This is a genomic window from Paenibacillus sp. FSL R5-0527, from assembly GCF_038008055.1.
GTDB lineage: Bacteria > Bacillota > Bacilli > Paenibacillales > Paenibacillaceae > Fontibacillus > Fontibacillus macerans.
In genome coordinates, this window is record NZ_JBBOYI010000001.1 from 6,432,678 (window position 1) to 6,457,443 (window position 24,766).

Annotated in this window: 29 protein-coding genes; 4 read left to right on the top strand and 25 right to left on the bottom strand. The window is 47.3% G+C overall.

Features of this window, described 5'->3' with window-relative positions:
• Positions 1 to 12: 12 nt before the first annotated feature.
• Positions 13 to 936, bottom strand: coding sequence for an ABC transporter permease (locus NYE69_RS28935; protein WP_340929405.1), 924 nt, complete (start codon positions 934 to 936; stop codon positions 13 to 15).
• 172 nt (positions 937 to 1,108) lie between these two features.
• Positions 1,109 to 2,887, bottom strand: coding sequence for an alpha-amylase family glycosyl hydrolase (locus tag NYE69_RS28940; protein WP_340929408.1), 1,779 nt, complete (start codon positions 2,885 to 2,887; stop codon positions 1,109 to 1,111).
• Positions 2,888 to 3,353: 466 nt separating this feature from the next.
• On the opposite strand from NYE69_RS28940, the gene NYE69_RS28945 reads away from it, so the two are divergent.
• Entirely contained in the window at positions 3,354 to 5,102 is a 1,749-nt protein-coding gene (locus NYE69_RS28945) for a sensor histidine kinase (protein ID WP_328272316.1), read from the top strand.
• On the top strand, positions 5,099 to 6,730 hold the full coding sequence (locus NYE69_RS28950) for a response regulator transcription factor (protein WP_328272315.1): 1,632 nt from the start codon (positions 5,099 to 5,101) through the stop codon (positions 6,728 to 6,730). Before NYE69_RS28945 ends, NYE69_RS28950 begins: the two co-directional genes overlap by 4 nt.
• An 821-nt stretch (positions 6,731 to 7,551) precedes the next feature.
• Here NYE69_RS28950 and NYE69_RS28955 read toward each other — a convergent pair.
• On the bottom strand, positions 7,552 to 8,004 hold the full coding sequence (locus tag NYE69_RS28955; protein ID WP_328270458.1) for an NUDIX domain-containing protein: 453 nt from the start codon (positions 8,002 to 8,004) through the stop codon (positions 7,552 to 7,554).
• Between the two features lie 32 nt (positions 8,005 to 8,036).
• Complete coding sequence (locus tag NYE69_RS28960; RefSeq protein ID WP_328270459.1) at positions 8,037 to 8,534, bottom strand: PTS sugar transporter subunit IIA; 498 nt, start codon at positions 8,532 to 8,534, stop codon at positions 8,037 to 8,039.
• Between the two features lie 90 nt (positions 8,535 to 8,624).
• Between NYE69_RS28960 and NYE69_RS28965 the strand changes: the two genes are divergently transcribed.
• A complete protein-coding gene (locus tag NYE69_RS28965) occupies positions 8,625 to 9,005 on the top strand; it encodes a GntR family transcriptional regulator (protein WP_340929411.1) in 381 nt (126 codons plus the stop codon).
• Here NYE69_RS28965 and NYE69_RS28970 read toward each other — a convergent pair.
• Positions 9,002 to 9,679 (bottom strand): lactate utilization protein, encoded by a 678-nt coding sequence (locus NYE69_RS28970; protein WP_340929414.1) that lies wholly within the window; start codon positions 9,677 to 9,679, stop codon positions 9,002 to 9,004. The genes NYE69_RS28965 and NYE69_RS28970 overlap by 4 nt on opposite strands.
• A gap of 113 nt (positions 9,680 to 9,792) precedes the next feature.
• On the opposite strand from NYE69_RS28970, the gene NYE69_RS28975 reads away from it, so the two are divergent.
• Positions 9,793 to 10,458: a Crp/Fnr family transcriptional regulator gene (locus tag NYE69_RS28975; RefSeq protein ID WP_340929416.1), complete on the top strand. Its 666-nt coding sequence runs from the start codon at positions 9,793 to 9,795 to the stop codon at positions 10,456 to 10,458.
• A gap of 349 nt (positions 10,459 to 10,807) precedes the next feature.
• Here NYE69_RS28975 and NYE69_RS28980 read toward each other — a convergent pair whose 3' ends face one another.
• The 20 genes from NYE69_RS28980 to NYE69_RS29075 form a co-directional block, all read right to left on the bottom strand.
• Positions 10,808 to 11,011, bottom strand: a complete 204-nt coding sequence (locus NYE69_RS28980) for a GNAT family N-acetyltransferase (RefSeq protein WP_340929418.1) — start codon at positions 11,009 to 11,011, stop codon at positions 10,808 to 10,810.
• 26 nt (positions 11,012 to 11,037) lie between these two features.
• A complete protein-coding gene (locus tag NYE69_RS28985) occupies positions 11,038 to 11,790 on the bottom strand; it encodes a hypothetical protein (protein WP_340929420.1) in 753 nt (250 codons plus the stop codon).
• A gap of 49 nt (positions 11,791 to 11,839) precedes the next feature.
• On the bottom strand, positions 11,840 to 12,298 hold the full coding sequence (locus NYE69_RS28990) for a GNAT family N-acetyltransferase (protein WP_445744798.1): 459 nt from the start codon (positions 12,296 to 12,298) through the stop codon (positions 11,840 to 11,842).
• 12 nt (positions 12,299 to 12,310) lie between these two features.
• The gene (locus NYE69_RS28995; RefSeq protein WP_340929421.1) at positions 12,311 to 12,763 is read right to left on the bottom strand and encodes an 8-oxo-dGTP diphosphatase; all 453 of its coding nucleotides are present in this window, start codon (positions 12,761 to 12,763) and stop codon (positions 12,311 to 12,313) included.
• 47 nt (positions 12,764 to 12,810) lie between these two features.
• On the bottom strand, positions 12,811 to 13,344 hold the full coding sequence (locus NYE69_RS29000; protein WP_340929423.1) for an AAA family ATPase: 534 nt from the start codon (positions 13,342 to 13,344) through the stop codon (positions 12,811 to 12,813).
• 43 nt (positions 13,345 to 13,387) lie between these two features.
• Positions 13,388 to 13,672 carry a GNAT family N-acetyltransferase gene (locus NYE69_RS29005; protein ID WP_445744799.1) on the bottom strand — a complete coding sequence of 95 codons (285 nt, stop codon included), beginning with the start codon at positions 13,670 to 13,672 and terminating at the stop codon, positions 13,388 to 13,390.
• Entirely contained in the window at positions 13,663 to 14,145 is a 483-nt protein-coding gene (locus NYE69_RS29010) for a tetratricopeptide repeat protein (protein ID WP_340929425.1), read from the bottom strand. Before NYE69_RS29010 ends, NYE69_RS29005 begins: the two co-directional genes overlap by 10 nt.
• A gap of 126 nt (positions 14,146 to 14,271) precedes the next feature.
• The gene (locus NYE69_RS29015) at positions 14,272 to 14,694 is read right to left on the bottom strand and encodes a hypothetical protein (protein WP_340929427.1); all 423 of its coding nucleotides are present in this window, start codon (positions 14,692 to 14,694) and stop codon (positions 14,272 to 14,274) included.
• A gap of 127 nt (positions 14,695 to 14,821) precedes the next feature.
• Positions 14,822 to 15,391 (bottom strand): histidine phosphatase family protein, encoded by a 570-nt coding sequence (locus NYE69_RS29020; RefSeq protein WP_340929429.1) that lies wholly within the window; start codon positions 15,389 to 15,391, stop codon positions 14,822 to 14,824.
• Between the two features lie 131 nt (positions 15,392 to 15,522).
• A complete protein-coding gene (locus NYE69_RS29025) occupies positions 15,523 to 15,927 on the bottom strand; it encodes a GNAT family N-acetyltransferase (protein ID WP_340929432.1) in 405 nt (134 codons plus the stop codon).
• Between the two features lie 201 nt (positions 15,928 to 16,128).
• A complete protein-coding gene (locus NYE69_RS29030) occupies positions 16,129 to 16,566 on the bottom strand; it encodes a GNAT family N-acetyltransferase (RefSeq protein ID WP_340929434.1) in 438 nt (145 codons plus the stop codon).
• Between the two features lie 114 nt (positions 16,567 to 16,680).
• Positions 16,681 to 17,202, bottom strand: coding sequence for a hypothetical protein (locus NYE69_RS29035; protein WP_340929436.1), 522 nt, complete (start codon positions 17,200 to 17,202; stop codon positions 16,681 to 16,683).
• Positions 17,203 to 17,251: 49 nt separating this feature from the next.
• The gene (locus NYE69_RS29040) at positions 17,252 to 17,602 is read right to left on the bottom strand and encodes a VOC family protein (protein ID WP_036620197.1); all 351 of its coding nucleotides are present in this window, start codon (positions 17,600 to 17,602) and stop codon (positions 17,252 to 17,254) included.
• A 117-nt stretch (positions 17,603 to 17,719) separates the two neighbouring features.
• Positions 17,720 to 18,187, bottom strand: coding sequence for a hypothetical protein (locus NYE69_RS29045; protein WP_340929438.1), 468 nt, complete (start codon positions 18,185 to 18,187; stop codon positions 17,720 to 17,722).
• Positions 18,188 to 18,356: 169 nt separating this feature from the next.
• On the bottom strand, positions 18,357 to 18,866 hold the full coding sequence (locus NYE69_RS29050; RefSeq protein ID WP_340929440.1) for a DUF1572 family protein: 510 nt from the start codon (positions 18,864 to 18,866) through the stop codon (positions 18,357 to 18,359).
• 719 nt (positions 18,867 to 19,585) lie between these two features.
• Positions 19,586 to 20,203 (bottom strand): cellulose binding domain-containing protein, encoded by a 618-nt coding sequence (locus NYE69_RS29055; protein WP_340929442.1) that lies wholly within the window; start codon positions 20,201 to 20,203, stop codon positions 19,586 to 19,588.
• 54 nt (positions 20,204 to 20,257) lie between these two features.
• On the bottom strand, positions 20,258 to 21,646 hold the full coding sequence (locus NYE69_RS29060; protein WP_340929444.1) for an endo-1,4-beta-xylanase: 1,389 nt from the start codon (positions 21,644 to 21,646) through the stop codon (positions 20,258 to 20,260).
• A gap of 41 nt (positions 21,647 to 21,687) precedes the next feature.
• A complete protein-coding gene (locus tag NYE69_RS29065; RefSeq protein ID WP_340929446.1) occupies positions 21,688 to 22,320 on the bottom strand; it encodes a YdcF family protein in 633 nt (210 codons plus the stop codon).
• An 18-nt stretch (positions 22,321 to 22,338) separates the two neighbouring features.
• Positions 22,339 to 23,736 carry an MBOAT family O-acyltransferase gene (locus NYE69_RS29070; RefSeq protein ID WP_340929448.1) on the bottom strand — a complete coding sequence of 466 codons (1,398 nt, stop codon included), beginning with the start codon at positions 23,734 to 23,736 and terminating at the stop codon, positions 22,339 to 22,341.
• A complete protein-coding gene (locus NYE69_RS29075) occupies positions 23,733 to 24,761 on the bottom strand; it encodes an SGNH/GDSL hydrolase family protein (protein ID WP_340929450.1) in 1,029 nt (342 codons plus the stop codon). The genes NYE69_RS29070 and NYE69_RS29075 overlap by 4 nt, the downstream gene beginning before the upstream one ends.
• Between the last annotated feature and the right edge of the window lie 5 nt (positions 24,762 to 24,766).

The window sequence follows — 24,766 nt, forward strand, 5'->3', positions numbered from 1 at the left end:
CTTTTCCCTCCTTTACCAAAGACTGTTCTCGCTGTATTTTTTGGAGATCTGGTTCACCAGAATCAACAGCAAGAAATTGATCACGGTGTTGAACAGGTTAACGGCCGAGGAAAAGCTGTACTGGCTGCTCAGCAGCCCGATTTTGTAAATGTACGTGGACAAAATTTCGCTGGCGGTAATGTTCAGGTCGTTTTGCATCAGGTACACTTTTTCAAACCCGACCCCAAGCAGTCCGCCGACCCGCAAAATCAGCAGCGTAATCGCCGTCGGCATCAGCATCGGGAGATCGATATAGCGGATTTTGTGCCAGCGGCTGGCCCCGTCGACCGTGGCCGCCTCGTACAAGCTCGGATCAACCGTGGACAGCGCGGCGATAAAAATGATGCTGTCCCACCCGACATGCTGCCACACGTCCGACCAGACGTACAAGCTGCTGAACCAGGCGGCCGAGCCTATCAAATCGGGCGCCTCGGCGCCGAACAATTTGTACAGATTGCCGACCAGACCAGTGCTTGGGGAGAGCAATATAAGCATCAGCCCGACCATCACGACCGTCGAGATGAAATGCGGCATGTACGAGACCGTCTGGAAAAAACGCCGGAACCGGTTTGGGCGCATCTGGTTAACCATCAAGGCCAGCACGATCGGAATCGGAAACGTGGCGATGCTGTACAGGCTGATCACAATCGTGTTTTTGATCGTCGTGGAAAACTGATACGAATTGAAAAATTTCTCGAAATGCTTGAACCCCGCCCACGGACTGTCCCCGATCCCCAAAGCCGGACTGTAGTCCTTGAAGGCGATAAGCACCCCGTACATCGGTTTGTACGCAAACAGCAGCGTAAGCACAAACGCGGGCAACAGCAGCAAATAAAGTCCTCCGTTGCGTTTGACCCGGCCGAGCGTCCGCCCCAGGCCGGGAGAACCGGATTTCATGACATCCCCTCCTTACTCTTCCAACATCCTAAGTATAAAGCCCCGCCTGGCGCGTTTACCGGACCGGAAGCAGGCGCTAACCGGACTTTTTTCCGCCTGATCATGCGCTCGCACAAAATCGCCCTCTCCCGGCCGGAAGAGGGCGATAACGCAAATTAGACTTTTATTGTCACTATTCGGACTTTGCGAAAATGCGATATCCCCACGGCGCCAGCGTAAAGCTCTGCCCAGCCCCGATATTCGTGTAGGATTGCCCGAAAACATCATAATAGCGGCCGGCGGAGGCTCCGGCCTGAACGGCCGCCGTGCGCGCCGTCCCCGACAGGTTGAGGAGCACGATCACCTTGTTCCCGTCTTTCTCCCGCTCAAACGCCAGCACCTGCCCGTCGTCCGCCGCCAAATATTTGACCGGTCCACCGGCATTGCCGTTCCACAGCGCCGGATTTTCCCGCTTGGTTTGAATCAACCGCTTATAAAAATCCTGCTTGGACAGATCGCTCCAGTCGATCTCATCCTTTTCGAAAAACTGCAGCCGTTTGTTCAGGCCCGCCTCCTGGCCCGAGTAGATCAGCGGTATGCCGGGCACGGTAAAGCTAAGCGCGGCCATCAGGTTCTCCGCTCCGCCGAACATTTCGGAGGCGGTGCCTTCCCACGAGTTCGTATCATGGTTGGTAATGTAATTCATCGGGTAAGCGCCTTTGGGGTATTTTTGCGACTGGGCATCCAAAAAAGCTTTGACGTCCGCGGCGCTGATCCCCCCGCCCGGAATCTGCTTCATGATGTTGTAGAACAGCCCCATATTATAGTTTGAGTTGAAGGCTTGCGAAAGCAATCCCAGCTGGGTATCGTCCTCGGCCAACATGTAAACCGGCTTGACTCGATCCAGCTCCCGCCGCGCCGTCTCCCAGAAATCCTGCGGCACGCCGGAGGCGAAATCGGCCCGGTAGCCGTCGATATCCGCTTCCCTTACCCAATAAACCATGGCATCGATCATCGCCGCGCGCATGTCGGGATTGTCGTAATTCAGCTCGGCGGCATCCGACCAGCCTTCCGGGGCGACGATGTTGCCGCCGGCGTCGGTCACGTACCACGATTTATTTTGTATCCACGGATGATCCCAGCCGCTGTGGTTGGCCACCCAATCCAGCATCACCTTAAAGCCCATATCGTGCGCTTTGTCCACCAGACGCTTGAAATCGTCCATCGTCCCGAACTCTGGATTCACCGCTTTGTAGTCCGCAACCGAATAATACGATCCTAACGTGCCGACCCGCTTCTCCTGCGAGATCGGGTGGATCGGCATCAACCACAAAATCTCCGCGCCAAGCTCCTTAAGCCGCGGCAAATGCGCTTCGAACGCCGCGAAAGTGCCTTCTTTGGTAAACTGCCGGACATTGACTTCGTAAATCACGGAATCCTGCGACCATGCGGGAAAATTAGCCAGACTGTCTTCCGGCCCGCCGGTAGGCGGCCCGGACGGCTCCTGGAGATACACCTCATCCGAACCTTCCTTGATCCATACTTCCTTCGGTCCCGACGCCGTCAACGCGACGTACTTATCGCCGCTCTCCTTGACCCCGTTCGTCTTGTCGACCACGATGAAATTAAGATGAGCGGCATTATCCTTGAGCGGGATGTCGAGATAAGCCCCGTAGCTTGTAGTTTGGTTGCCGTCAAAAGCGGTCGCCCCGCCCGGCCAGCTGCCGGCCTGCTCGGACGGAGCCTTTACGTCGCCCCACAACCACAGGCCCATATGGCCGTATTGCTGATCGGCGCGCTGATAGTGGACTCGCAGCGAGCCGTCCGGGACCGGGCCGGGATCGGCTTGCGTTACGCCCTCTAGGCTCGCCGCGCGGACCGGCTGAATATACGCGAAATTGCCCGCCATAAATACCGCTGCCATAAGCACCGCCACTACGGATGCCGTAAACGCCTTAAAACGTCTTGCCATTTTGACCATCTCCTTTTATTCCGCACCTATATACCGGTTGTACGCTTCGGTACGGATCTTCATCTCCTCGAAAGTGTATTTTAGCCTGTGAATCCAAATGTTGTAAGTAATTTTGGACACCTTCAGTATAAATGGTTGGGGCCGTAAAAATCATAATGCAATTCAGACCTTCGTTTGCACTTTCCGGACTTTTCCCGCAAACCGCATGGACTCACGTATTCTTTTTTCGGCCAAAGGTTTTATAATAGGGTTAAACCTCCGTAAAAGCGCATTCATTTAATAAGTTGAACCAGAGAATAGTCAGGAAAAAGGCAAAAGGGTGAAATGATTCTGAAGAAGAAAGTCCTAGAAATCTGGGAGCAACAGCGATCGTAAGAACATTTCACCCGGCTGCCTCCATCCGAATAATTAATCGTTCAACTTATATAATTGATGTGCGCGGGAAAGGATGCGGCGCTAGGAAGCCATGGCCAAACCAACGGAAAACAAACAGTATCCGCTCCGGCATTACGTGAACATCATGTTTCTGATTTCCTTCATCGTTCTTATCCTGGACTTTGCCATCAGCATTTCCGCGATCTCGATCGTCAAGCAGCAGGCCACGAGGTATTTGCAGGATACGGCCGGCTTGTACCTGGACCGCATCAACCATGACTTTGCCTACATCAATCACTATACCGGGTGGACGCTGGCCAACGACGAAAGCTTGAAGGCGATGACTACGAGCCCGATGAACAGCCGGGAGTTTTTCGAGGCGAACGAAAATCTGCATAAACGGTTTACCGAGCTGCAAAAAAATTACGGACAGGAATACAATTTTTTCGTGTATTTAAAGAAGCAGTCGTTTTTTCTCAATTGCGCCCCGATCAGTATCTCCTATTCGGATTACCAGGCGCTGAAGGAACAGATTATCGCCAACGCCAGGCAGGATCGGAACGTTTATGAAAAGCTCTATTCCAAATGGACGCCGGTTCGGGTCAACGGTAAGTTTTACATTACGAACATCGTGCCTTATTACGACAGCTACATGATCAGCCTGGTTTCCGCAGATAACCTGATCCGCCCCCTGCGCGAGATAAATCTCGGGGAGAACGGCTTCGTGTCTCTGATCGCCGAGAACGGACAGAGCATCACCAGTCCGGTTTCCAACAGGGGCCAGGTGCTGAACGATGTTCCGCAGGCCTCTTCCTCCCCGGGCCTGTTCCAGGCCGGAACGACGGTGAATGGGCAGTTCACGAACGCTACTTTTCACGTCAAGCTGGTCATCCAGTTCGGAACCTTTGAAAAAATCATGATCGCCCAGCTATTGATCCTGCTTTTGGCCGTGATCATCACCTGCAGCCTGGGATTCATTCTGCTGTATTTCCGGAACAAGGTGCTGCGGCCGATCAAAAAATTTTCCTATAACCTGGCGTTTTGGACGGAAGACGGCGAACCGCTGGAGTTTCAGGGCAGCAAAATCATTGAGCTGGAGAAAGCGAACAAGCAGTTTTTAAACCTGATCGGGCAGATCAAAAAATTCAAAATCGACCTGTACGAACGGGAGTTGGAAAAGCAGCGGATTCAGCTCGATTATATGAAGCTGCAGATCAAGCCGCACTTTTTCTTGAATTGCCTGACGTCCATCTACAGCATGGCGCAAATGCAAATGCACGAGGAGATCGAACGGATGGCGCTGTCGACCGCGAAGTATTTCCGCTACATCTTCCAAAACGACGGGGACTTCGTCAAGCTGGAGGACGAAATCGAGCATGTGCGGATTTATCTCGAGATCCAAAAGCACCGTTATCAAAATGCCCTGGCCTACCGGATCGAACAGGAGGAAAATTTGACGGAAGCTGAAATTCCGCCGCTCGTTCTGCAGACATTCGTGGAGAACGCGGTCAAATATGCGGTGTCCCGGGTTGCGGAAGCGCGGATCGAGCTTGCCGCCGGCCTGCAGCTGGACGCCGGGGAAGAGCGCCTCGTGATTCGCATCTCCGATACCGGGCCCGGGTTCCCGCCGGATATTTTGGAGAAATTGCAAAGCGGGGTTCCCCTGGATCAAACTGCGGGTACCCGTATCGGGATCATGAATACGCTGCAGAGATTGGATTCCCTTTACGATAAACAAGCGGCAGTATCGTTCTTCAACAAGGAGGACGGCGGCGCCTGCGTAATCTTATCCCTCCCGGCGAACGTGGCGGCGGGAACGAACAGGAGTGTGGCCTTATGAACGCATTGGTTGTGGACGACGACTATTATGTCGTTACCGCGTTGGAGAAGAAAATCGACTGGAAGCTGCTGGGCATCGAAAACGTGTATACGGCAAACAACGTGGCCCAGGCGCGGGAAATTTTGCAAGAGCACCCGGTGCAAATCCTCATTTCCGACATCGAAATGCCGCAGGGCAGCGGGCTGGAGCTGCTGGCGTGGATCCGGGAGGAGCAGTACGCCGTTCAGGCCATTTTTCTGACCAACTACGCCGACTTCAACTATGCGCAAAAAGCGATCGAACTACAGAGCTTCGAATATTTTCTCAAGCCGATCGAGTTCGACAAGCTGATGCTGATCATTCAGAAGGCGGCGGCCCGGGCCAAGGAGCAGCAGAGCCAGGAAAAAGCGATTCAGGAGGGATACTTCTGGCAGAAAAACCAGGCCAAAATCGTCGAGTATTTCTGGCGCAAGCTGGTGAGCTCAAGCGTGCCCGCGCCCGTCAAGCCGGCGGCCGTGGCCCAGGCGATGGAGGAGCAGCATCTTTTCTACCGCATGACCGATCTCTTTCAGCCGGTGCTGATCCAGCTGTTTCCCTTTAGCGGCAGCATGGGCCGGGAAGAGAAAGGGCTGTTCGATTTCGCCCTGCTTAATGTGCTGTATGAGCTGCTGCAGGATGACTCGCGTTTTTCCGTTGAAACTATTTTGGAATATAAAGATTACAACTGGATCGCTATTCTGAAATGGAACCGGCCGCCGGAATCGGTGGTGCTGGAGCGGTTGTGCGCTTCTTTGATTCAACGGGCCGGCCAATATCTGAAATGCGACGCTTGCTGCTGCCTCGGGTTGTCCGGTAAGCTGGAAGACATCGGCCCGGTCCTGCATCAGCTTCTGGCGATGAACGAAAATCTGACCAAAACCCGCAATCAAATCTACCTGGCCGAACGCGATTATGCGCCAAGCAGGCCGGAATATGCTCCGCCGGATTTAACGCGTTTGGAGCAGCTGCTTGACCAAAATGATCCCGCCGCGTTTCTGGAGGAAACGTCCCGGTATCTCCGGGACCGGCTGAATCACAGGAAGCTGGACACCGCCAGCCTGAGTTTGTTCCGGCTCGATATCGTGCAGCTGGTGTATGCTTTTCTTAAGATGAAAGGCATCGAAGCGCATAAATTGTACGCCGGGCGGGCCAATGATCAATTGCTGGCGCAATCCCTGCACTCGCTTGAGGATATGGAGGAATATGTGAAGTATTTGGTCAACACCGCCATGGCCTACCGCAATTTCGCCGCCGAGCCGAAAACCGTGGCCGAGGAAATCAAGCAGTATATTCACGCCCATTACGGGGATGAGCTGACCCGGAGCGACCTGGCGGAAGTCGTCTACCTTAACCCGGATTACCTGGCCCGGCTGTTCAAGAAAGAAACGGGCGTTTCGCTGGGAAGCTACATCATCCAGGTCCGCATCTCGGCAGCCAAGCAGCTGCTCAAAACGACCAATCTGTCCGTTTATGCGGTGGCGAACAAGGTGGGCTACGCCAACTACTCGTATTTTTCCAAGCTGTTTAAGCAAGAGGTGGGAGTTACGCCAAATGAGTACAAGAAGAAGCCCCGGGGTTCGGAGCTGCAAGCGGCGGCGGAGCGGGGGTGATGTGCGCGCAAGAAACGTCTACCGGCGTACTTTCAAGGAAGCCGGGCAAGGGCGCTTGACAGGGAGGGCCGGTAAGCGATCGTGGCAAGAAATATCGGCAGATCAATATCCCCTGTCCGGACGCTTTGCACGATTATCCCATTTGATCCGGAAGCAGAGAGGAAGATAAATTCAGGAGAAGAAAATAGGTTTGGGAGCAGCAGACATGTTCGAGATCATTAGTTCGAGATCGTTAGTTCCAGATCGTTAGTTCCCAGATCGTTAGACAAGTTTGTGAGAAGGAGGTTTGGAGAAGTGAAGCAGACCTGACGGGAGGAATGGGACAGGACACCGGGAAAAATGAAAGGGCCGGATTACCCCCCCTCTCCCCCCTGAACAAGAGGGATAATCGTGCAAAGCAGCATGCAGGGATACCAAGACACGAACGCTATACAAAGCTATACAATGAAAATTTAGAGAAAATGAAATGCACTTTTGCTTTTGATCCGGTTAAGCCATCCCCATTTCCCGGTTGATACGCGTAACAAAAGCAGCTATCGACGTACTCTGGGCGTTTAGTTGTAATATAAGTTTTAATTGTATTTCCTGCAATTACATCCAACATTTTCGGCACTTCTCCGGATTGGACAACTTTAATTGCAGGATTTGCACTTAAGCAAGTGTTTGGCTACATATCCGGATAAGTAAATGTATATTTTACAACGATTCGCCTAGTTTTCGGCCATGGCTGGTTTATTTCGCACAATTCCAGCATATTCCTTGTACTCACAAATACAAAACCCACCCCTCGGTTCGGAAACCTTGGAGTGGGTTTTGACTTGCTATACTTCAAATGTGCTTTCAAAGTAGGGGCCTCTGACTTGATCCGCGTAGTTTTTAATCACTTTCCGGATGGGAGCGGGCAAAAGATGATGTAATTCCATTTCATCGATAGGAATCCAATAAAATTCCAAATGTTTTTCCTGCGATACCGGGTTCTTTGTATGATCTGCGCCTTCCAGGTCGGTTATAAACAGGTGATTGATTTCTTGGTGATAGACCCCTTGGTCTTCATAGCCGGCTTCTACCGCTCCAATATATTGTCTCACTTCACATGTTAATCCCAATTCTTCATGGATTTCTCTGGATAAGGTCTTTCTGATTCCTTCCCGAAATTCAACATGCCCTCCCGGCAAAAAAGTATTATTCATCCCGATACAATGAGCAACTAGCAAATAATTATGGGATAAGATAATTCCTCTCGCTAACACATGGTATTTTTCAGCTTCACCCATGTTCATCCCGCCTCATCCCTTCCAGGGTTAATTTAGAAATGAATCCGCAGAACCGTTTCCTCCAGCGAACCTTGAGCGATATCGATTTGTTCGATGCTCTTGACGGCCTCTTGTCCTGCGGGAACGACAACGGGCGTAATGACGGAGTATCCCTCCCGACGGATCAAATCGATATCGAACTCAAGCAGCTGCTGTCCTTTTTTCACCCGATCGCCGCTCTTTACATGGGCTTTAAATCCTTCTCCTTTCAGCGCAACGGTATTCATCCCGACATGAATTAACAGTTGAACTCCGGATTCATGCTCAAGCAAAACGGCATGTTTGCTTTTCTCCATGATATGGGCGATTTTGCCCGCAAATGGAGCGGCAACCTTGCCCGAATCGGGAAGAATGGCGAACCCTTCGCCCATCGCTTTGCTGGAAAAAGCTTCATCCTCCACTTGATCCAAAGGTATGATTTTCCCCGGCAGAGGGGATGGAATATCCAGGTACGGCAGGTTTTCCTCTTTTTTCTTGCGTTTAAAAAACATCTGTTTTACCTCCTGATCTAATCTATGAATCTGAGTTATACTTGAGGGGAAATCAACAGCCTTGATTCATGCGTTTAGGAGGAGCCCTTCATGAACAAGAAAGAATTTGTCATTAACGATTTGCTGAGCAAAATATACCAAAACTATTTTCCCGATTGGAAACTGCCAACCGAGCGGGAGCTGGCGGCACAATACAACGTTTCCAGATATACGATCCAAGAAGCGATCAAAAAACTAAAAGACATGGGCATGGTGAATGTCATTCAAGGTTCGGGTATTTTTTTGAATAAAAATCTGCAAACCAGTCCGTTAATTTACAATTCTTTGACCGAAAACCCCTACTCTAGTATAAAATCCAAAGTCATCGAATTGCAAAAACAACCGGCAGTCCCGAAGATCAGCAGATTTTTGGGATTCCCGGCAACTTATTTATCTGGTATTATATTACAATGTCGAGAGCCCCTTCACTAAAATCCCAAGCTCTCACCGACAAGAATAATCTTTATTCTTCCGGCAATCTTGCACATTCTCGTTTGGACAATGTAAGAACACAGGCAATCATCCGTTTTGCAATCTCCGCAAGCGCCATTGATAAGACAGGGTGTTTTTTGTGACGAATGTAAAAATGGGCTGGACGAGCACGAGCAGCGGTATACATTGATGGGGGCCGCATATGTTCTGGCTCTAATAACCGCATCTTCGGCGGTTTTACAGATCTTATTCATCCCGACGATGGCAATAACACTTTTCGGCCCAAAAGTAATTGCCGCTGTTCGATTGCCCACACTGTCTATATTGACCAATATGCCATCTTCGCTAACTGCGTTGAAACTTGTCAAATAAGTATCACACAAGAGAGATTGGCGCATGAGGTCATAACGTTCATCCATTGTTTGTGCTTTATCACGATCAATGATTGTATAGTTGCCCTGACGTACTAGATTAAGCAGTCCGATTTCCTCAAGCGTGACTGACCCACCCCATGATACCGAAGAATGTTCCGGAATGAATGATAGTGCCTTTTCTACGGCTTCTATAGCGTTATCACAGTAATGAGCCTCAAACTTTCTGCTTTGCAGATTTTTAATAACCTTTGATACTAAAAACCGATTTCTCGCTCTTATTGCATTTTCTTTTTCTTGCATTGTTATTCCTCCATTCTGACGTTAGAGAAGGTGACTAAACTTCTTATTTATTCAAGACTAATATAGTATGATAGAAAGAAAAAGAATGTTGCACGTGCAACGTGGAGCCTCTCATGAACAACTTTGATTCCCTATGTCAATCACGCTTATTTTCGGGGATTTCCCCAAATGATATTCCCCCAATGCTCAAATGTCTGTCAGCCACACGGAAAAAATATGCAAAAAACGAGATGGTTGTCCGTGAGGGTGATGTAGTTGATGATGTCGGTATCATATTGCAGGGTGTCGCTCAAAGTACGAAATTGAGCATCACGGGAAAACAAATTATTGTATCCCTTCATTATCCGGGCGGATATACTGCTGTTTTAACAGCGGCTAACCGTGGAAGAAGATGCCCTATGTCAATACAGGCATTGGAGCCGCTTGAGGTTCTATTTATTCCTGTCAAAAAAATATTGAGCCGTTGTACGAAGCTTTGTGTAGCACACGAACAATTACTTGGCAATCTTTTTGATAGTATTGCAGAGCGCGCATTGGAGTTGCATGATCGAAATGACTGCCTAATTATGCCCACTATTCGCGACAAAGTATGGACCTATTTAACAAAGGTCAGCCGTGAGGCCGGAACACAGATCTTTACCATCCCTTTCAATAGGGAAGCGATGGCCGAGTATCTTGATGTTGACCGCAGCGCCTTATCCAGAGAGCTTGCATGGATGAAGCGGGATGGCTTGATTGATTTTTATAGAAACGAATTTAGGCTATTACAACATAATTAATAAGTAGATAAGTTTATTGCGAAATGTGAAACCAAGAAGTTTCTGCTAAACGGCGAGCAGGGTGGGCACTTGTTGGGCATGTCTTTTTCAGGCTATATTCCAATTTCAAATATCCCCCAAATATACATTTCTCCATCTATTGGCTGTCTGTCTTGTTATTTTTAGTGTCCAGTTGCTTCCTTATGAACCCTGCCCATTGTGGCTGCGGTTGGACTCCAGTTGGACTGCGGTGGATGTTGCTTGATCGCTTAACATGCAAAAACCGGACACCTTCGTCCGGTTTTTTTGCATGTTAGCCCCGGTGGACCATGGAGCGGATGACAGGCTACCTAAAGGGCAGATCTGCACACTATCCAATTTCTTTTCTTAAAAAATATCTTTTTGTTCCTTCAGGAAATCCTTCCAGGGTGCCGAATATTTCATATCCATGTTTCACATAAAAATCCGGGGCTTGAAAATTCCATGTGTCCAGATGAACAAGTTTACATCCTTTCGCCTGTGCTTGAGATTCTATTTCATGTAATAATCTTGAGCCGTATCTTTCAGTTTCCATACTTGTCTCCCCCAGTGTCTGTCATCCTAATCCCCATTTGCAGAAACCAAACGTCTTAATGGATGACAATGGGGCGCGTTATTTTCGCAAAATTCAACCATACGGCGGTATTTCTCCAGTTCATTTCTCTGTTGATATCCATTCATTAACCCCCATGCGGCAATCAAAGCGGGAATAAGCGGCAGCTTCTGCTGCTTTGCTTCCAAACTATGTATCATTTCGTCATGACATATCCCGGCCAGGATCTGGCCGATCTGTATGTACGCCTCATAGGTGTCGATACTTTTTTGTGCTCCCGGAAACGCTGATGTCGTAGCCAACGCTCTCGCTTGACGGGCTTCGGAAAGCCCTAAATGAATGTTGCCGCTAAACAAGTGAATTAAACTCTTGATACTCCAGTCCAAAGCTTGAAACATCGGCTCTTTGGAGGCCCAATCCACCCTGCTCATCACGTCTTCGGCCGGCTTGTATTCTCCGTATATTACATAGGAGATAGCCGTATTGTAAGCCATCAAACACTCCGCTGTTTTCTTTTGCGAAATGGAAGATTTCAATGGTTTTACGATCGTGTCTATCAACCTGGATGGATCTTCATGCTGAAGCGCTTTGGCCACACCATTTTTACTCCTAATTTTAAGTACCATAAATACAATAGCGACAACAACGGGAATCAGGATAAAACCAAAATTTCCGCTTGCAAAAATACTATAGATGGTTAGCAAGCCGAAGATAATTGCCGGAATCCACAGCTTGATCAGATATTTATCATTTGGTTTCAAATCTTAATTCTCCTCATTAAGGTTTATTGACATCATTCCAGCGTCAGTATCAAATCTCCATCCGCAAACGGATCATATCCCTGCACTGGATCCCGTTTTCATAAATCTCTTCATCATAATGTCTTACAAAAAAATCGTGATCCACCCCAACGATCCGAAAACCGCACTTCTGATACAAGGCCAGCTGTGAAACACTTGAATTGCCCGTGCCGATCTCAACCGTTTTGATGTTCATCTCTTTGGCGATTTGTATGGCGTGCGACAACAATTTTTTACCTAGTCCCTGACCTTGATAGTCCTCTTTCACTGCGATATTTACAATTTCAATCGTATCCGGCCGGGTTCTTAAAAGAACGAATACACCAACTGCCTCATCTTCCAATGAAGCCGTGTAACAAGTGCCTCTTGATAAATAATCATCAACTATCGCTTTAGATGGATCTGCGAGCAACAATAAATCATAGGGCGCGGAAAATTTATCTGACAGTTTTTCAATGTATACTTCCATAATATCCTCCTTCTATTGCCATTTCATTTCACTTGCCGTCTTATTCCAAATTCCGAATCCCTCGGAATACTTCTTTTCAATAAACATGGGCAGCCTTTCTCTAAACCCTTCCGCAAGGGGAAGTGAGGGCAACTCTTTAATATCCACCCAACTTAATTGACCCTCTTCCGTTTCAGCCAATAAATCGCCGCTATACTTCTCCGTTCGATAACAAAACACCAGGTACTTATCGCCGGTTTCATCATCAAACCAATGAATGATTCCGCATAGCTCCAAATCACTGATCGCTAACCCTGTTTCTTCTTTGATTTCTCTGATTGTAGAATCTATAATACTTTCGCCGTCTTCGATATGTCCGCCCGGAAAAGCTATCCCCTTCCATGACTTAACTCTATTCTGTACTAAAACCTTGCCGGTATCTTTATCGTAAATCATGCACATATTTGTCAATTCAACCTTTGACAATTTCGTCATCTCCTAAAGAATGCTCGCAAAATCACTTATTTTTCAATTTATTCTTTCCAAATGAGGCTTCCTAAAATTTGATCAACGGTTTCTTCGGGTGTTAAGTCAGAGGAATCCAACCACATTCCGATTCGCGGAGTTTCCTTCCGCAGTACGTTATCTAATCCTTCTACGGTCCAAATTCCATATCCTTTCTTCGTTCGCGCAGCTTCCCTTTGTGCCACAACTGATTTATTGGGACAAAGAACAACCACATCCAAAGGACGATTACGGACAAATGATATAAACTCTTGCAGCATCGGGCCAATGACAACATCTTGAACAATCACCGTAAACCCTGCTTCAAAATAAAGATCGGCAGCTTGGGCCGTTAGCTTATGCCGGAGCAGCAATTGTTCTATTTCGCCTTCTTCCGGGTTCGGCGTTACCTCAGTGCGGTTATTGACAATCATTTTTCGAAAAATATCCCCGCGCAAATGGACCGACTTCTCAAACCGTTCAGCAAGCAATTGAGCCACCGTCGATTTGCCGCTCGCCATAACCCCCGTAATTAAAATGATCCGAGGATGTTCCGTTATCATATGCAACGTTCCCCTCTTTCTTTTTTAGATTTATGCAATAGCGTCATCTTATTTCACTTTCATGAATAACGCCGAACATTCCCGTCATTCCGTCATGTTTATGGAAGCCATATTTATTGTAGAATGGCTCTTTTCCTTGCGAGGCAAATAAGCCTACAAATGATTTGTCCGGCGCATTTTCCTGCAAGTATTCCGTAATGGCTGCCATGATCCTATTTCCGACACCATTGTTCTGATGTTTTGGCATGACCGCTATGTCTTGAATATAAAAATATACCTTGTAATATATTCTTTGCTCATGGCGATCTCCTTTAATTCTTACTCCCACACCTGATCTAGCTTGTTTGAATAAAATTGAATGGCTCTCTTATAAGTTTGAATCCCCTTATCGCAGCTTGTTTCAGCCAATAAGCTTAATAAAATTTCCATTGCAGCACTGTGGTCGTTAAGATTGTATTTAACCATTGCCAGGAAGACTTGATACTCTTTTGATTCCGGATATTCTTTTATCGCTTCTTCAAATATTTTCTCGGACTGTTGGTACATTCCCAGTGTTCGATACGTACTTCCCAAACCCAATAATGCTCCTTGTCTTTCCTCTCCTTGGAGTCCCAACTCCAATGCTTTCTGGTAAAACGGAACCGCTTCCCTTTCCTGTCCCGCAGCATCATGTACCCAAGCACACTGGTACCACACGAATGGATTCTTGGGATCTTGCGCTACTAAATCGAGCAGCAACGATTTGGCTTGTTCCAACTTTCCGCTTTGCCTGAGTTCTATAGCTTTTTCCAACTCTTTCATTGAATGTTCATCCTCTATGAGTATTTTCCCCTTTAGTTCTTCATATGCTTCTTTCAACCATGGTTTGAAGTAAATTCATCTAATGCCCCCTTTCTTCTTGATGAGAACTGAATTCGTCCGGCAAGTTCAAACAATTGTTGCACAGTATCCTGTTTCTTTGCCTTTTTTCACCGCTTCGACATAGCCATTAAAGTAAAAAGGGATATTATCTTCCGTTCCATTTAGAATTCTTCCCTTCACTTTATCAAAAGCTAATAATGAAATTGAAAAATCCGGTTCGCCGGTAATTAGAATCGGTTGTTTTCGGTCTTGCACCCAATAGTATTTCCCGCCATAGCTCCTTCTGGCAACTTCAAAAATATAACATCCTACCATAGAAGAGATTGAATCCAAATGGTCTTCATCCAATTCAAAATCGCATAGTTCATCAAGAAGATCATCTACATCATGTAGGCTTTCAATACTAAAATCAAAGTTTCCCTTATCCGCAAAATTTTTGGTGAAGCTTTCTGCTGTTGAAAGTATGTCTTGCTCTAATGTAGTTGGCATAAGTTCTCCTTTTCACATACCGTTCTTCTTAATGTACTTATGTATTATTTCTTCATCCCTGACAAATTTCTGAACGGTCCGTGACTCGATTCAAAATAATGATATAAGAACAACTCCACCCGGTTCCTCAATTCCATATTCGCTTTACTTCCATTAAACTTCCCTCTTCAAATTCCATCCGGTATATATCCGGTTTCGTTGTGCTTAATAAAAAATCGAAATCGTACTTACTGTCAAAATATCTCATCATTAATGTCATGACCAATCCATGTGTACCTACAACGATCTTCTTTCCTTGATTTTCCTCTACTATCTTCTTCAAAACACCAATAGCCCGGTTCATACACATCGCACTGGACTCTCCTCCAGGCAATGAATAGTCGGGATCACCAATCATCTTATTTACTTCGGGATATAATTCCTGATCAGTCATTATCCGATTTTCGTTTGAAAATTCCAATTCCCTTAACTCTTCAAAAAGTAATATTTCTTTATCATAACACTCCGCTAATTCCTCGATGGTTAACACGGCTCTCCTATAAGGACTTGATACAAATACATTTATTCCTTCATTTTTAAGTATTTCCGTGATTCTTTTTGCATCAGACCATCCTTTGTCCGTCAGCCCGCGAGTTCTCTCATTATTTTCCGTTTTCGGGGACTCTCCGTGTCTCACCATATAAACATATGTTTTCATACAACCTCCTAAAAGCGTAAAGCCGCCAGCTCTTATAGCAGCAAAATACCCAACTCTAGATAGCTCTTACTTTGGGCTGGGTCGTTTGATGTCTAAACTACAGTTTCCTTATAAATTCAAATTCAATGATTTTAGAGATTCTTTGTCAGTATTACTTCAAGAGGTTGGGTTTCAAGGATTAAACATCCGGCATCACGATATCCAATCTTCCTGTAAAAATGTTGTGCTTCTTCATCGGACTGCGTTGACGTCATCACCAGTTTAAATCCTCTTTGACGCATATTTTCTTCCCAATGCAATACAATTTTCTTACCGATTCCTTGCCCTCTATATTCTTCTTCGATCCATAACATATTCATAAAAGGAATGTTATCCCAAAAGTAGCCGTATCTCATCCACCCAATTTCTCGTTCCAACTCCTTTAGTATAAAAATCTCCTTTTCTTTAATCTTTGTTCTCACAAGTGATTCAGGAATATGCTTATCTTTATCAACAATGTACTTGTAATCCTTTTCCGTTGCAATTTCTATATTCACAGTGCACCCTCCTGCGTCAGAATTCGACAGGGCCTATCCCCATTACCTTCTTATCCCGCTTATTGATTATTGTAATCCACCAAAATAGCACGAGAAATAACCGCAATAAAGGTGCCGCCGATGACGATGCTTAAACCAGGCTCAAGCCTTTCAATCGTTAATCACAATTAATTTCTTCATGACTTCCCCTTAACTTACCCTTCAAGAAAAATGTTTTCTATATCCTTCAACCTTTTCATCTTTAAATCCTAATCTCTCATAAAAAGCATGCGCTTCCTTTCTATGTCCGCCAGACACAAAAATTATATAATAACAGTTTCTTTCCTTAGCTATTGTTTCAATATTGGTCATTAATTTTTTTCCGATTCCTTGTTTACGAACTCGACCGGAAACCACGACATTCTCGATTACCATAAAAGGTCTGCATTCCCCTACAGTATCCTGACAAATAATCCCCATTACCGAACCTACTAATTCATTATCTTTAAAAGCCCCAAGTATATAATAGTTATCGTTACTTTTAATGCTTTCAAATGCTTCAAGCAATTTCCCAAAATTTGTCTGTCTATCAATAAGTTCCTCGTAGAGCATACACAAATCCTTTAAGTCATCTCTTGTGATTTGTCTTATTGTTATCATTGAATCAGTCCCTTCTTCCTGATTATACCATTCTAAGTAGCAGGTCTAGATTAAAAAAATTCAAAGAGCAGCCCTCATCAGAGAGCTGCTCTTTGTTGATCATCATAACAGAAATCAGTTATAAGTGCACCAATAAACTTTGCCCGCCTGATCTTTTATTTCAGAAGTTTCCGTTAAAATCATCCTAATATCAATATCGTTTCTGCCAATAAACTTGTTTTCATCCACATCATAATACTGATAAAAAGTTACTTTATATGTCCCGTTGTTGATATTTATTTGATTTTTCGTGCAATTATGATCCGGGACCTGTTCATCTTCAAATTGCGCCGACATCGTTAAACAATCATAATCCACGATATACAGTTTGTTGTCTGTTACTTTAATGTATCCTTCGGCCTTCCTGAAGCACTCTTCCTCCGTTGTTTCCGGACCTATGATTACATCTATATTCCAAGAATGTTCAATTCCTTCGTTTGTCATTTGGTAAACTAATATGTTTTCGTTTAACATTTCACTACTAAAATGCTGTAGCAGTTCAACCAGTTCCCAGTCTTCATTAACAAAAGACCTGTATTCCTCAGCGTTAACTAACCCTATAAAATTTGTATCACCGTACTCTAAGTAAATATTCATAAAGGGCCCCCTCCCTAGTTCTTTGATTTTTAATGCTCAAATGCTCAAATCACCGATGGGCAAGAATATTTACTAATTTCCCAAACGGGTCTCGAACATAAAATCGCCTAACCCCCCAAGGTTCATCCGCAGGCCCGTACTCTATTGGAAATCCAGATTCCTTCATTCGTTTATATGCAAAATCAACATCATCAACTTCAATAGATAAGTCAGGTGTAGGAGTCTTAGAACCTCCCTCTGAAGCAAAAGAAATTTGTACTTTCATTGCTTCATCAGATCCGTATGTTGCAATCCACCCCTGATCCATTAATAAATTTAGTCCCAACACTTCCTGGTAAAAGTATTTAGCTTTTTCAATCTGCTCTGTATGGATGTTGGTCACTATTCTTTTGACTATCATCATCATTAGCCTCCATTTACATTTATAAGCTTCTTAAATAGTCTGTAGTCCCTGTTAATTCCGACCATCTTGCCGAAAGAAATTTCTCATAGTTTGAGAAGCAACTGTGTTATTTCATTATATTCCAAAGTGTATAACACATTGATTAGTTTCTAAGGCAGTTTCTATTACCTCTATTAAATTGGTTAAAGATTCGATTAATTCATTTCGCGTAACTGATATCTTTTCGTAGCGCCCTTTATCTGACCCTGCTTCCCAACCGTAATTTCCGGTAATAATAAACTCTGGAGGAGCGTTCAAAAAAAGTTCCTTCCAAGATGAAATAATATTCCTAAAAGTATTCAGACTCTCTTTATCCCGGATTATCGTATATCCATATACATCCAATCCAAATCCATGAAAAGCATCACTCGGCCCCCTAGATTTAATCCATGCGAGAGTATCACTAATATAATTAATAAAATCATCATTTATTGAAACCTGAGGCAAAACTTCAATTCCATTAATAACAATTTTGTTTTTATCCCATATCACATTTTCTAAAGGTGCTCGTTCATCCCCAACTATAAATTCATGATACGGCATGAAATTATTCCTCCTTTCAGATTATTAATTCTCGTAATCTTATTCTTGTACAAACCAATTCTTCATTAAATAATTCATTAAACGAGTCCTTTAAAGATCGATCCAAAGCAATCCCGTTACCATATCTTCTCGTTTAATAAAAAAGACAGTCCCTCTCCATGAGTTCTGTCTAGTCATATTGCCATACAAGCTGCCCTTTTCTTATTTTTGCCGCATATATGATTTGCCCTGTGTGATAATGAATCTCTCTAACCATCGCTATCATTAGGTTAAGCGCGGTTGTTTCATTATTTACTTGGCTATATGTAAGGGGCGGACGGTTGATAAAGGGTTGAGACAATAACAATTCCGGGTTCGAGCCTAAGTGTTCGAGATATTGAATGATTATATCGAAGGCTTCCTTTGTCTTGTTATAGGCTTCCTCAATGGACATGGTTAACCCGCGTTCAAATTCCTTATCCCGGTCCCTTGTATCAGGAATATCAAAAAAGATGGTTTCAATTCGTGAGTGAACACAACCCCGAATATGAGCAACCAAATTCGCAATACTATTGCTTTCCAAGTTCGGTGACCAATTAATATCTTCTTCTGACAGTTGCGCAATCGCCTGAAGAGTCCATTTCTGTTCAGATTTAAATTTGACTAACATACTCTCGATCACTTCAGAAGCTATCTCCATTGTTACACCTCTTTTTAATATTCATGTTCCATAATTATACATCTGATCACTAAAGGAGAATAGCCCGATGCAAAGACTATATACTTTTGCATTTGATCCCAATGAGTTGTTTAGAAATGATTTGAAAATAAATTATGACTTTGGCTCTAAAGGTGGCTGTCTATAGCGTTTGTGTCTTGGTATCCCTGCATGCTGCTTTGCACGATTATCCCTCTTGTTCAGGGGGTGAGAGGGTGGGGGCTAATCACGGTCCTTTCATTTTTCGCGGTGTGTCTTGCCCCATTCCTTCCGTCAGGTCTGCTTCACTTCTCCTAAACCTCCTTCTCACAAACCTGTTTAACGATCTCGAACATGTCTGCTTCTCCCAAACCTATTCTCCTGAACTTACCCTCCTTCCTGCTTCCGGATCAAACGGGATAATTGTGCAAAGCGTCCGGACAGTGGATATTGATCTGATTATTAGGTTGAGCCATTAAATGTCCTTCAGCCGATTTTCCCAAAAATTTCAATGTTAGCTCGTCATATTCAAGGGACTTACTATACATCCCGCTACGCAATACCTCTAACGCGTCAGATTTACGCATGGCCAATTCATTTCACTGTCCGCCTGTAGGATATCTTTCGAATGGAGTACAGCGCAAAACAGGCTGCCTTGAACGGCAGCCTGTTCCTCCTCATCCCTATAATCGCCTGTTCTTTTGCAACTGTTTACCTGCCAATCACTCAGAAGGCCACGGTTTGCTGGCCTCCGGCTCGATTCCCCAGACAAGCTCCCCGTTTAGATAAAGCGTGATTTTATCCCATTCCGTGTAAGAAGTTTTCGCCGGGTCGAAGGAGTAATCGTTCGTTTTATCGAACGCGGAGCCGTCGCTATGGACAATCCGCAATTGAATATTGCCTGCCGTGGTATCGGGCCGGATCGTTCCCGCCGCCTCCAAAAAGCCGACCTCGACATATGCGCTCTTATCGGAACCCGCGTGTTGAACGACCGAAGCTTGTACATTTTCAATCCCGAACTGGGCCCAGTCGATCTTGGCCTCCACCGTCCCTGTCCCCTCCGCCGTAAAATAATAGCGAAGCTTCAGATCGCTTAAAGAAACGGGCGTTTTTCCCGTATTCCTGATATTGAACTGAGGCTGGATCTGCCGGTCGTTATCCGCGGTATCGGCGGAACGATACTGCAACGCAAGCTGAACCTGACTTGCGTCCGCCGCAGCGGGCGCAGCCTGAACCTGCGCGGAGTCCGGGCCCTCGCCCACACGGTTGCTGGCGCTCACAACGTAATAATAATCGTTCCGGTTGGCCAACCCCGTGTGCGTGAATGTCGCGGAAGTCAAATGATCGGCAACCGTCGTATACGGACCGCCGGGACTGGCCGCGCTTTTTACCGTTTAACCCGTCGCCCCTTCGGCCTCGTCCCAGCTGAGAATAACCCGCGAATCCGCCGCCACGGCGCTGAGCTCCGCAGGCTGCTCCGGTACGGACTTGTTGTGGACGTCAAAGGGAATTTTGAGCCGCATAACGGTCGAACCGGGCGTAAGCGTCAGAGTTTGTTTCACCGCCGCCGCATCGGGATAATCGACAATGATATCGTAGGTTCCCTGAAAGCCCCGGAACTTGAATTTCCCGTCCTTGCCGGTGGTTCCCTGAACGTTCGTCGTCCACTCATCCATCAGCTGCAGATACCGCCGCCCCGCCGCGTTCAAGGTCCAGTCTTCATTTACGATCGAAGCGGCCGCGCCCTTCCATTGCGAACCCGCCCAAAACCCCCACATCACAATTCCTTCGACCGCCGGATGGGCAAACGCCACCCGGTACATCGCTTCCAGATTGTCCGCCCTTACATTCTCGTTCGCGTTGACGGAATCGAACTCGGTGATCCAGATCGGGCGTTTCAATTCGGCCAATTTGTCCAATCTTCCCTTGACGAATACAGGGTTCACCGTGCCGTTAAAATGCCCCTGCGCGCCGATTCCGTCAATCGGAACACCTTGGTCGATCCATGCTTGGATTTCCTTGTTGTAATCCCTTTCCGGCGGGTATTCGATCAAATTGTAATCGTTGATAAAAAGCTTGGCGTCCGGGTCCAGCTCCCGGGTGCGGCTGTACATATAAGACCAGATGGATTCCCCCAGCCGGTCCTTGAAGAAACTGCCGTGGAACATCTCGTTGTTGACGTCCCAATGGACAAATTTGCCCTTGAAATGCGGCACGGCGCTGTTAAGACGGTTGTCGACCGCCGCTTTTAGCTCGGGACCCGTCAGACTTTTCACCCATTGCGGCTGAAATTGCTCCGCCTCCCAGAACAGGTTGTGCCCCCGAACCTTCAGCCCGTTTTGCGCCGCGAATTCCAGCAATTGATCGGCCTCCCGGTAGGAGACGTTCCCCGGACTGGATTCGTTCCACAGCCATTTGGACTCGTTCTCGAAGGTCACCCATTCAAAATGATGTTTCACAAAATCAGCGTACACGGGATCGGTCAGCGCCGTGCGGTTGATGGCGGTGCCGAAACCGAATTGATGCGTACGCTGAACCGCGCGCACGGTCGCGCCGGGCAGCGGTTTTCCGTTAAGACCGACGACCAGAATCTCCGCATTCCGCTTGCGCAGCCGCTCGATTTGCGCGTTGGCCGCTTTTTTCCAGTCTTTGGCCGGATTCACGGCCGCAGCTTCATTCGCCTTCGAACCCGGACCCGAATCCGCTCCCAGGGGGGAGCAGCCGTTAAGTTGCAGCAAAACCAAACAAAGCAGGACCGCTGCGATTAAGCTTTTTCTTGTCACCCGCTTTAGCCCCCCTGACCGCCTTATTTTTGCCTTCGCACTCAAAAAAACAGATTGTTGATTTTCCGCAAGATCCGCTTGGCCCCCTCGCCCTCCAAGCCCAACGAGTTCCCGAGCAGCTTCACGTATTCGTCCGCGGTGATCATAAAGCTCAGCTTCGTGCTCCACCAGCCATCGGGCCGGAATTGGCCGCTGACGTAATAGTCGTAAGATAGCCGAATCCCCTCCCCCCTAAACACTTGATCGAACAGGTATTTGGTTCTGCGGGAATGGTAATTGGACGTGACGACAATCGCGGAGCGGATATCCTTCTCCTTCATGATTTCTTTGACATACGCCGCGTTTTCCAGCGTGCTTTTCGCCCGGACTTCCTCCAGAACGCGGCCTTCAGGCAGCGAAAGCCGGGCCATTTCCTCCGCCATATCCCGGTCGTCCGCGTTGGAGACAATCAAAAAATCGGCCCCGTACCGCCGGTACAATTCCAGCCCCTTGGCCAAACGTCCCGTTTCGCCGCTTAGCACGACAATCGCTTGCGAGGCGGCCGGATTGGGGGTAATGACCAAACAACGGCCGGCGCACAGGAAGCCGCATAATCCCGCCAGGAGCAAGACAATGACGATGATCCCGAGTTTGCGTTTTTTCCTTGTATTGACGATAACAGCGGCTTGCGGCATAGACCGATCGGCTCCCATTTAGAATTGGAAATAAATGAATGGCGATGAATTTACCGGCATGAAGAACAAGATCCCCAGCAGGACGAAGAAAATAATGAACAGTCCCCGAAAGCTCCTGACATCGACTTGCGGATAGTCGCTTAGCTTCATGCCCGCGAAATGCGCGGCAATGACCAGCGCCAAGCATACTCCCCATAGCGGATAAAACCAGAAGACGCCGGGACTGCCGAAGCTGAACATCTTGGCCAGGATTTCTCCGCTTGTCGCGAAACTCGGCGAACGAAAGAACACCCAGGTGACGCAAACAAAAACAAACGTGACGACCCAGGAGCAAAAACGATAAACCCGGGACACGACGGCTTTCTTCTTTAAGACAAAATCAAAGTACGCTTTGTGAACGGCCAGCCCGATACCGTGCAGCAGGCCCCACACCACAAAATTCCAGCTGGCCCCGTGCCATAAGCCGCCCAACAGCATGACGATCGTCAAATTGATGTATTGCCGGAGCTTTCCTTTGCGGTTTCCGCCGAGGGAGAAATACAGGTACTCGCGCAGCCAGGTCGACAGCGAAATATGCCATCTCCGCCAAAATTCCGTAACATTCAGCGACAGGTACGGCATGTTGAAGTTGCGCGGAATCGTGAGTCCCATACATCTGGCCGACCCGATGGCCATATCGGAATAACCGGAGAAGTCGCAGTAAATTTGAACCGCATAGCCAAGCACGGCGCACCACACCGTAAGCGAGTCGTACATGCCCGGATCGGCGAACACCGGGTCGACAAAATGCGCGATGTTGTCGGCGATCACAACTTTTTTGACCACGCCGAAGATGAAGATTTGCATCCCGCTGACGACGTTGTCCCGCCGGATAACGATGTCTTTCTCCAGTTGCGGCAAAAAAAGCCGCGGCTTCAGAATCGGTCCCGCCACCAGATGCGGGAAAAACACGACCAGCAAGGAGAAGTCCCAGAACGAATGGGATTTGATCTCTTTGCGGTAAATATCGATCGTGTAGCTCATCACTTCAAAGGTCACAAAGGAGATGCCCACCGGCAGGATGATGTCCAGCAGGGGAAAGCCGAGCCCCCATTGATCCAGGAACACATTCGCCGATTCGACAAAAAAGTTGTAATACTTAAAGAAGCCCAGCACGCTCAGATTGGCGATCACGCTGATCGCCAGCCACAGCTTGCGCACCCGGTTATCGTCCGACCGGCTGATCATCGCGGACGCCGCGTGATTTATCAGCGTCATGGCGACGATCAAGGCCACAAAACGGTAATCCCAGAATGAATAAAAAAGGTAGCTGGCCCCGAGCAGCAGCATTTTTTTGTATTTATTTACGGGAATGACGCGGAGGAGAAACAGGATGATGGCAAAAAAGCCAAGATACTGTACGCTTGTAAAAATCATTTGATCAACTTCTCCCTAAAATAATCGACAAGCACATCGCTGGTAAGATCGTGACCGTAAGAGTTCATATGTCCCGTTCCATACTGCGTATTGGCAAATCCGTACGGTATTTTGTGCTGACGCTGGTACAAGCCGGCAAACGGGGCGCGCATATTGATCAAATCGACCTTCTGATCCTTCGCCGCCTGAACGACAAGCTGTTCAAAGTACCCTTGCTCGTTCAGATCGCCGCGAAAATCGAGCTCCGGCAGAAACAGCACCACCAGGTGCGGATATTTCAGCCGCAGCTCGGCCAGCATCCATTCCGTCAGCGCCAGATCCCCCGCGGGATCGCGGTTGTCCGCCGGCTCCACGGCTTCATCCGCCAACAGGTTCTGCAGCTTCTCCGACGCCACCCGCACGGCGGAAAACTCCAACAGGCGATACAAGCCCGCCAGTTTTGCCGCGACCGCGTTTCCGCTCCGGAAGCTCTCGTTAAAGACGGTCCGGTAACGGCCGTTCTCTTCGCCGATATAGAAATTGGCGCCGTCATTCTTGACATCCTTCAAATCGTTCTCATTGATTTGCACGACGACATAATCGGGATCGATCCGCTCGCGGTAATAATCCGCCAGATGAATATAGTAGGCGGGCGATCCCGAGCTTCTCCCGGCATCGAACGACTCGATCCGCCCGTTCCCGGCCTGCGCCCATTTGCGCTCGACCTGATAAGGAAACTTCACCGCGGTCATCACCTGATTCGCTTCCGTGAACGAATCCCCGATAAACAGAATGCGCCGCTCATCCGATGACTTCGCGCGCTTCGCCGATGCGTCGGGATACGGCCTGCCGATCGCCCCGTCGGCATAAATGCGCGTCCATCCGTAGCCTTCCTGCCCGTTGATATACGTCCCTTCATTGGCGATTTTGCCCAGCACGGGATCATACTTGTACCCGGTGGATCGAATGGTCGTAAGCTGCAGTATGCCCTCCCAGAGCAGCAAAGCCGCAAAAAACGCCGCCAGTGCCTTTACAACCCATTTCATCGCGC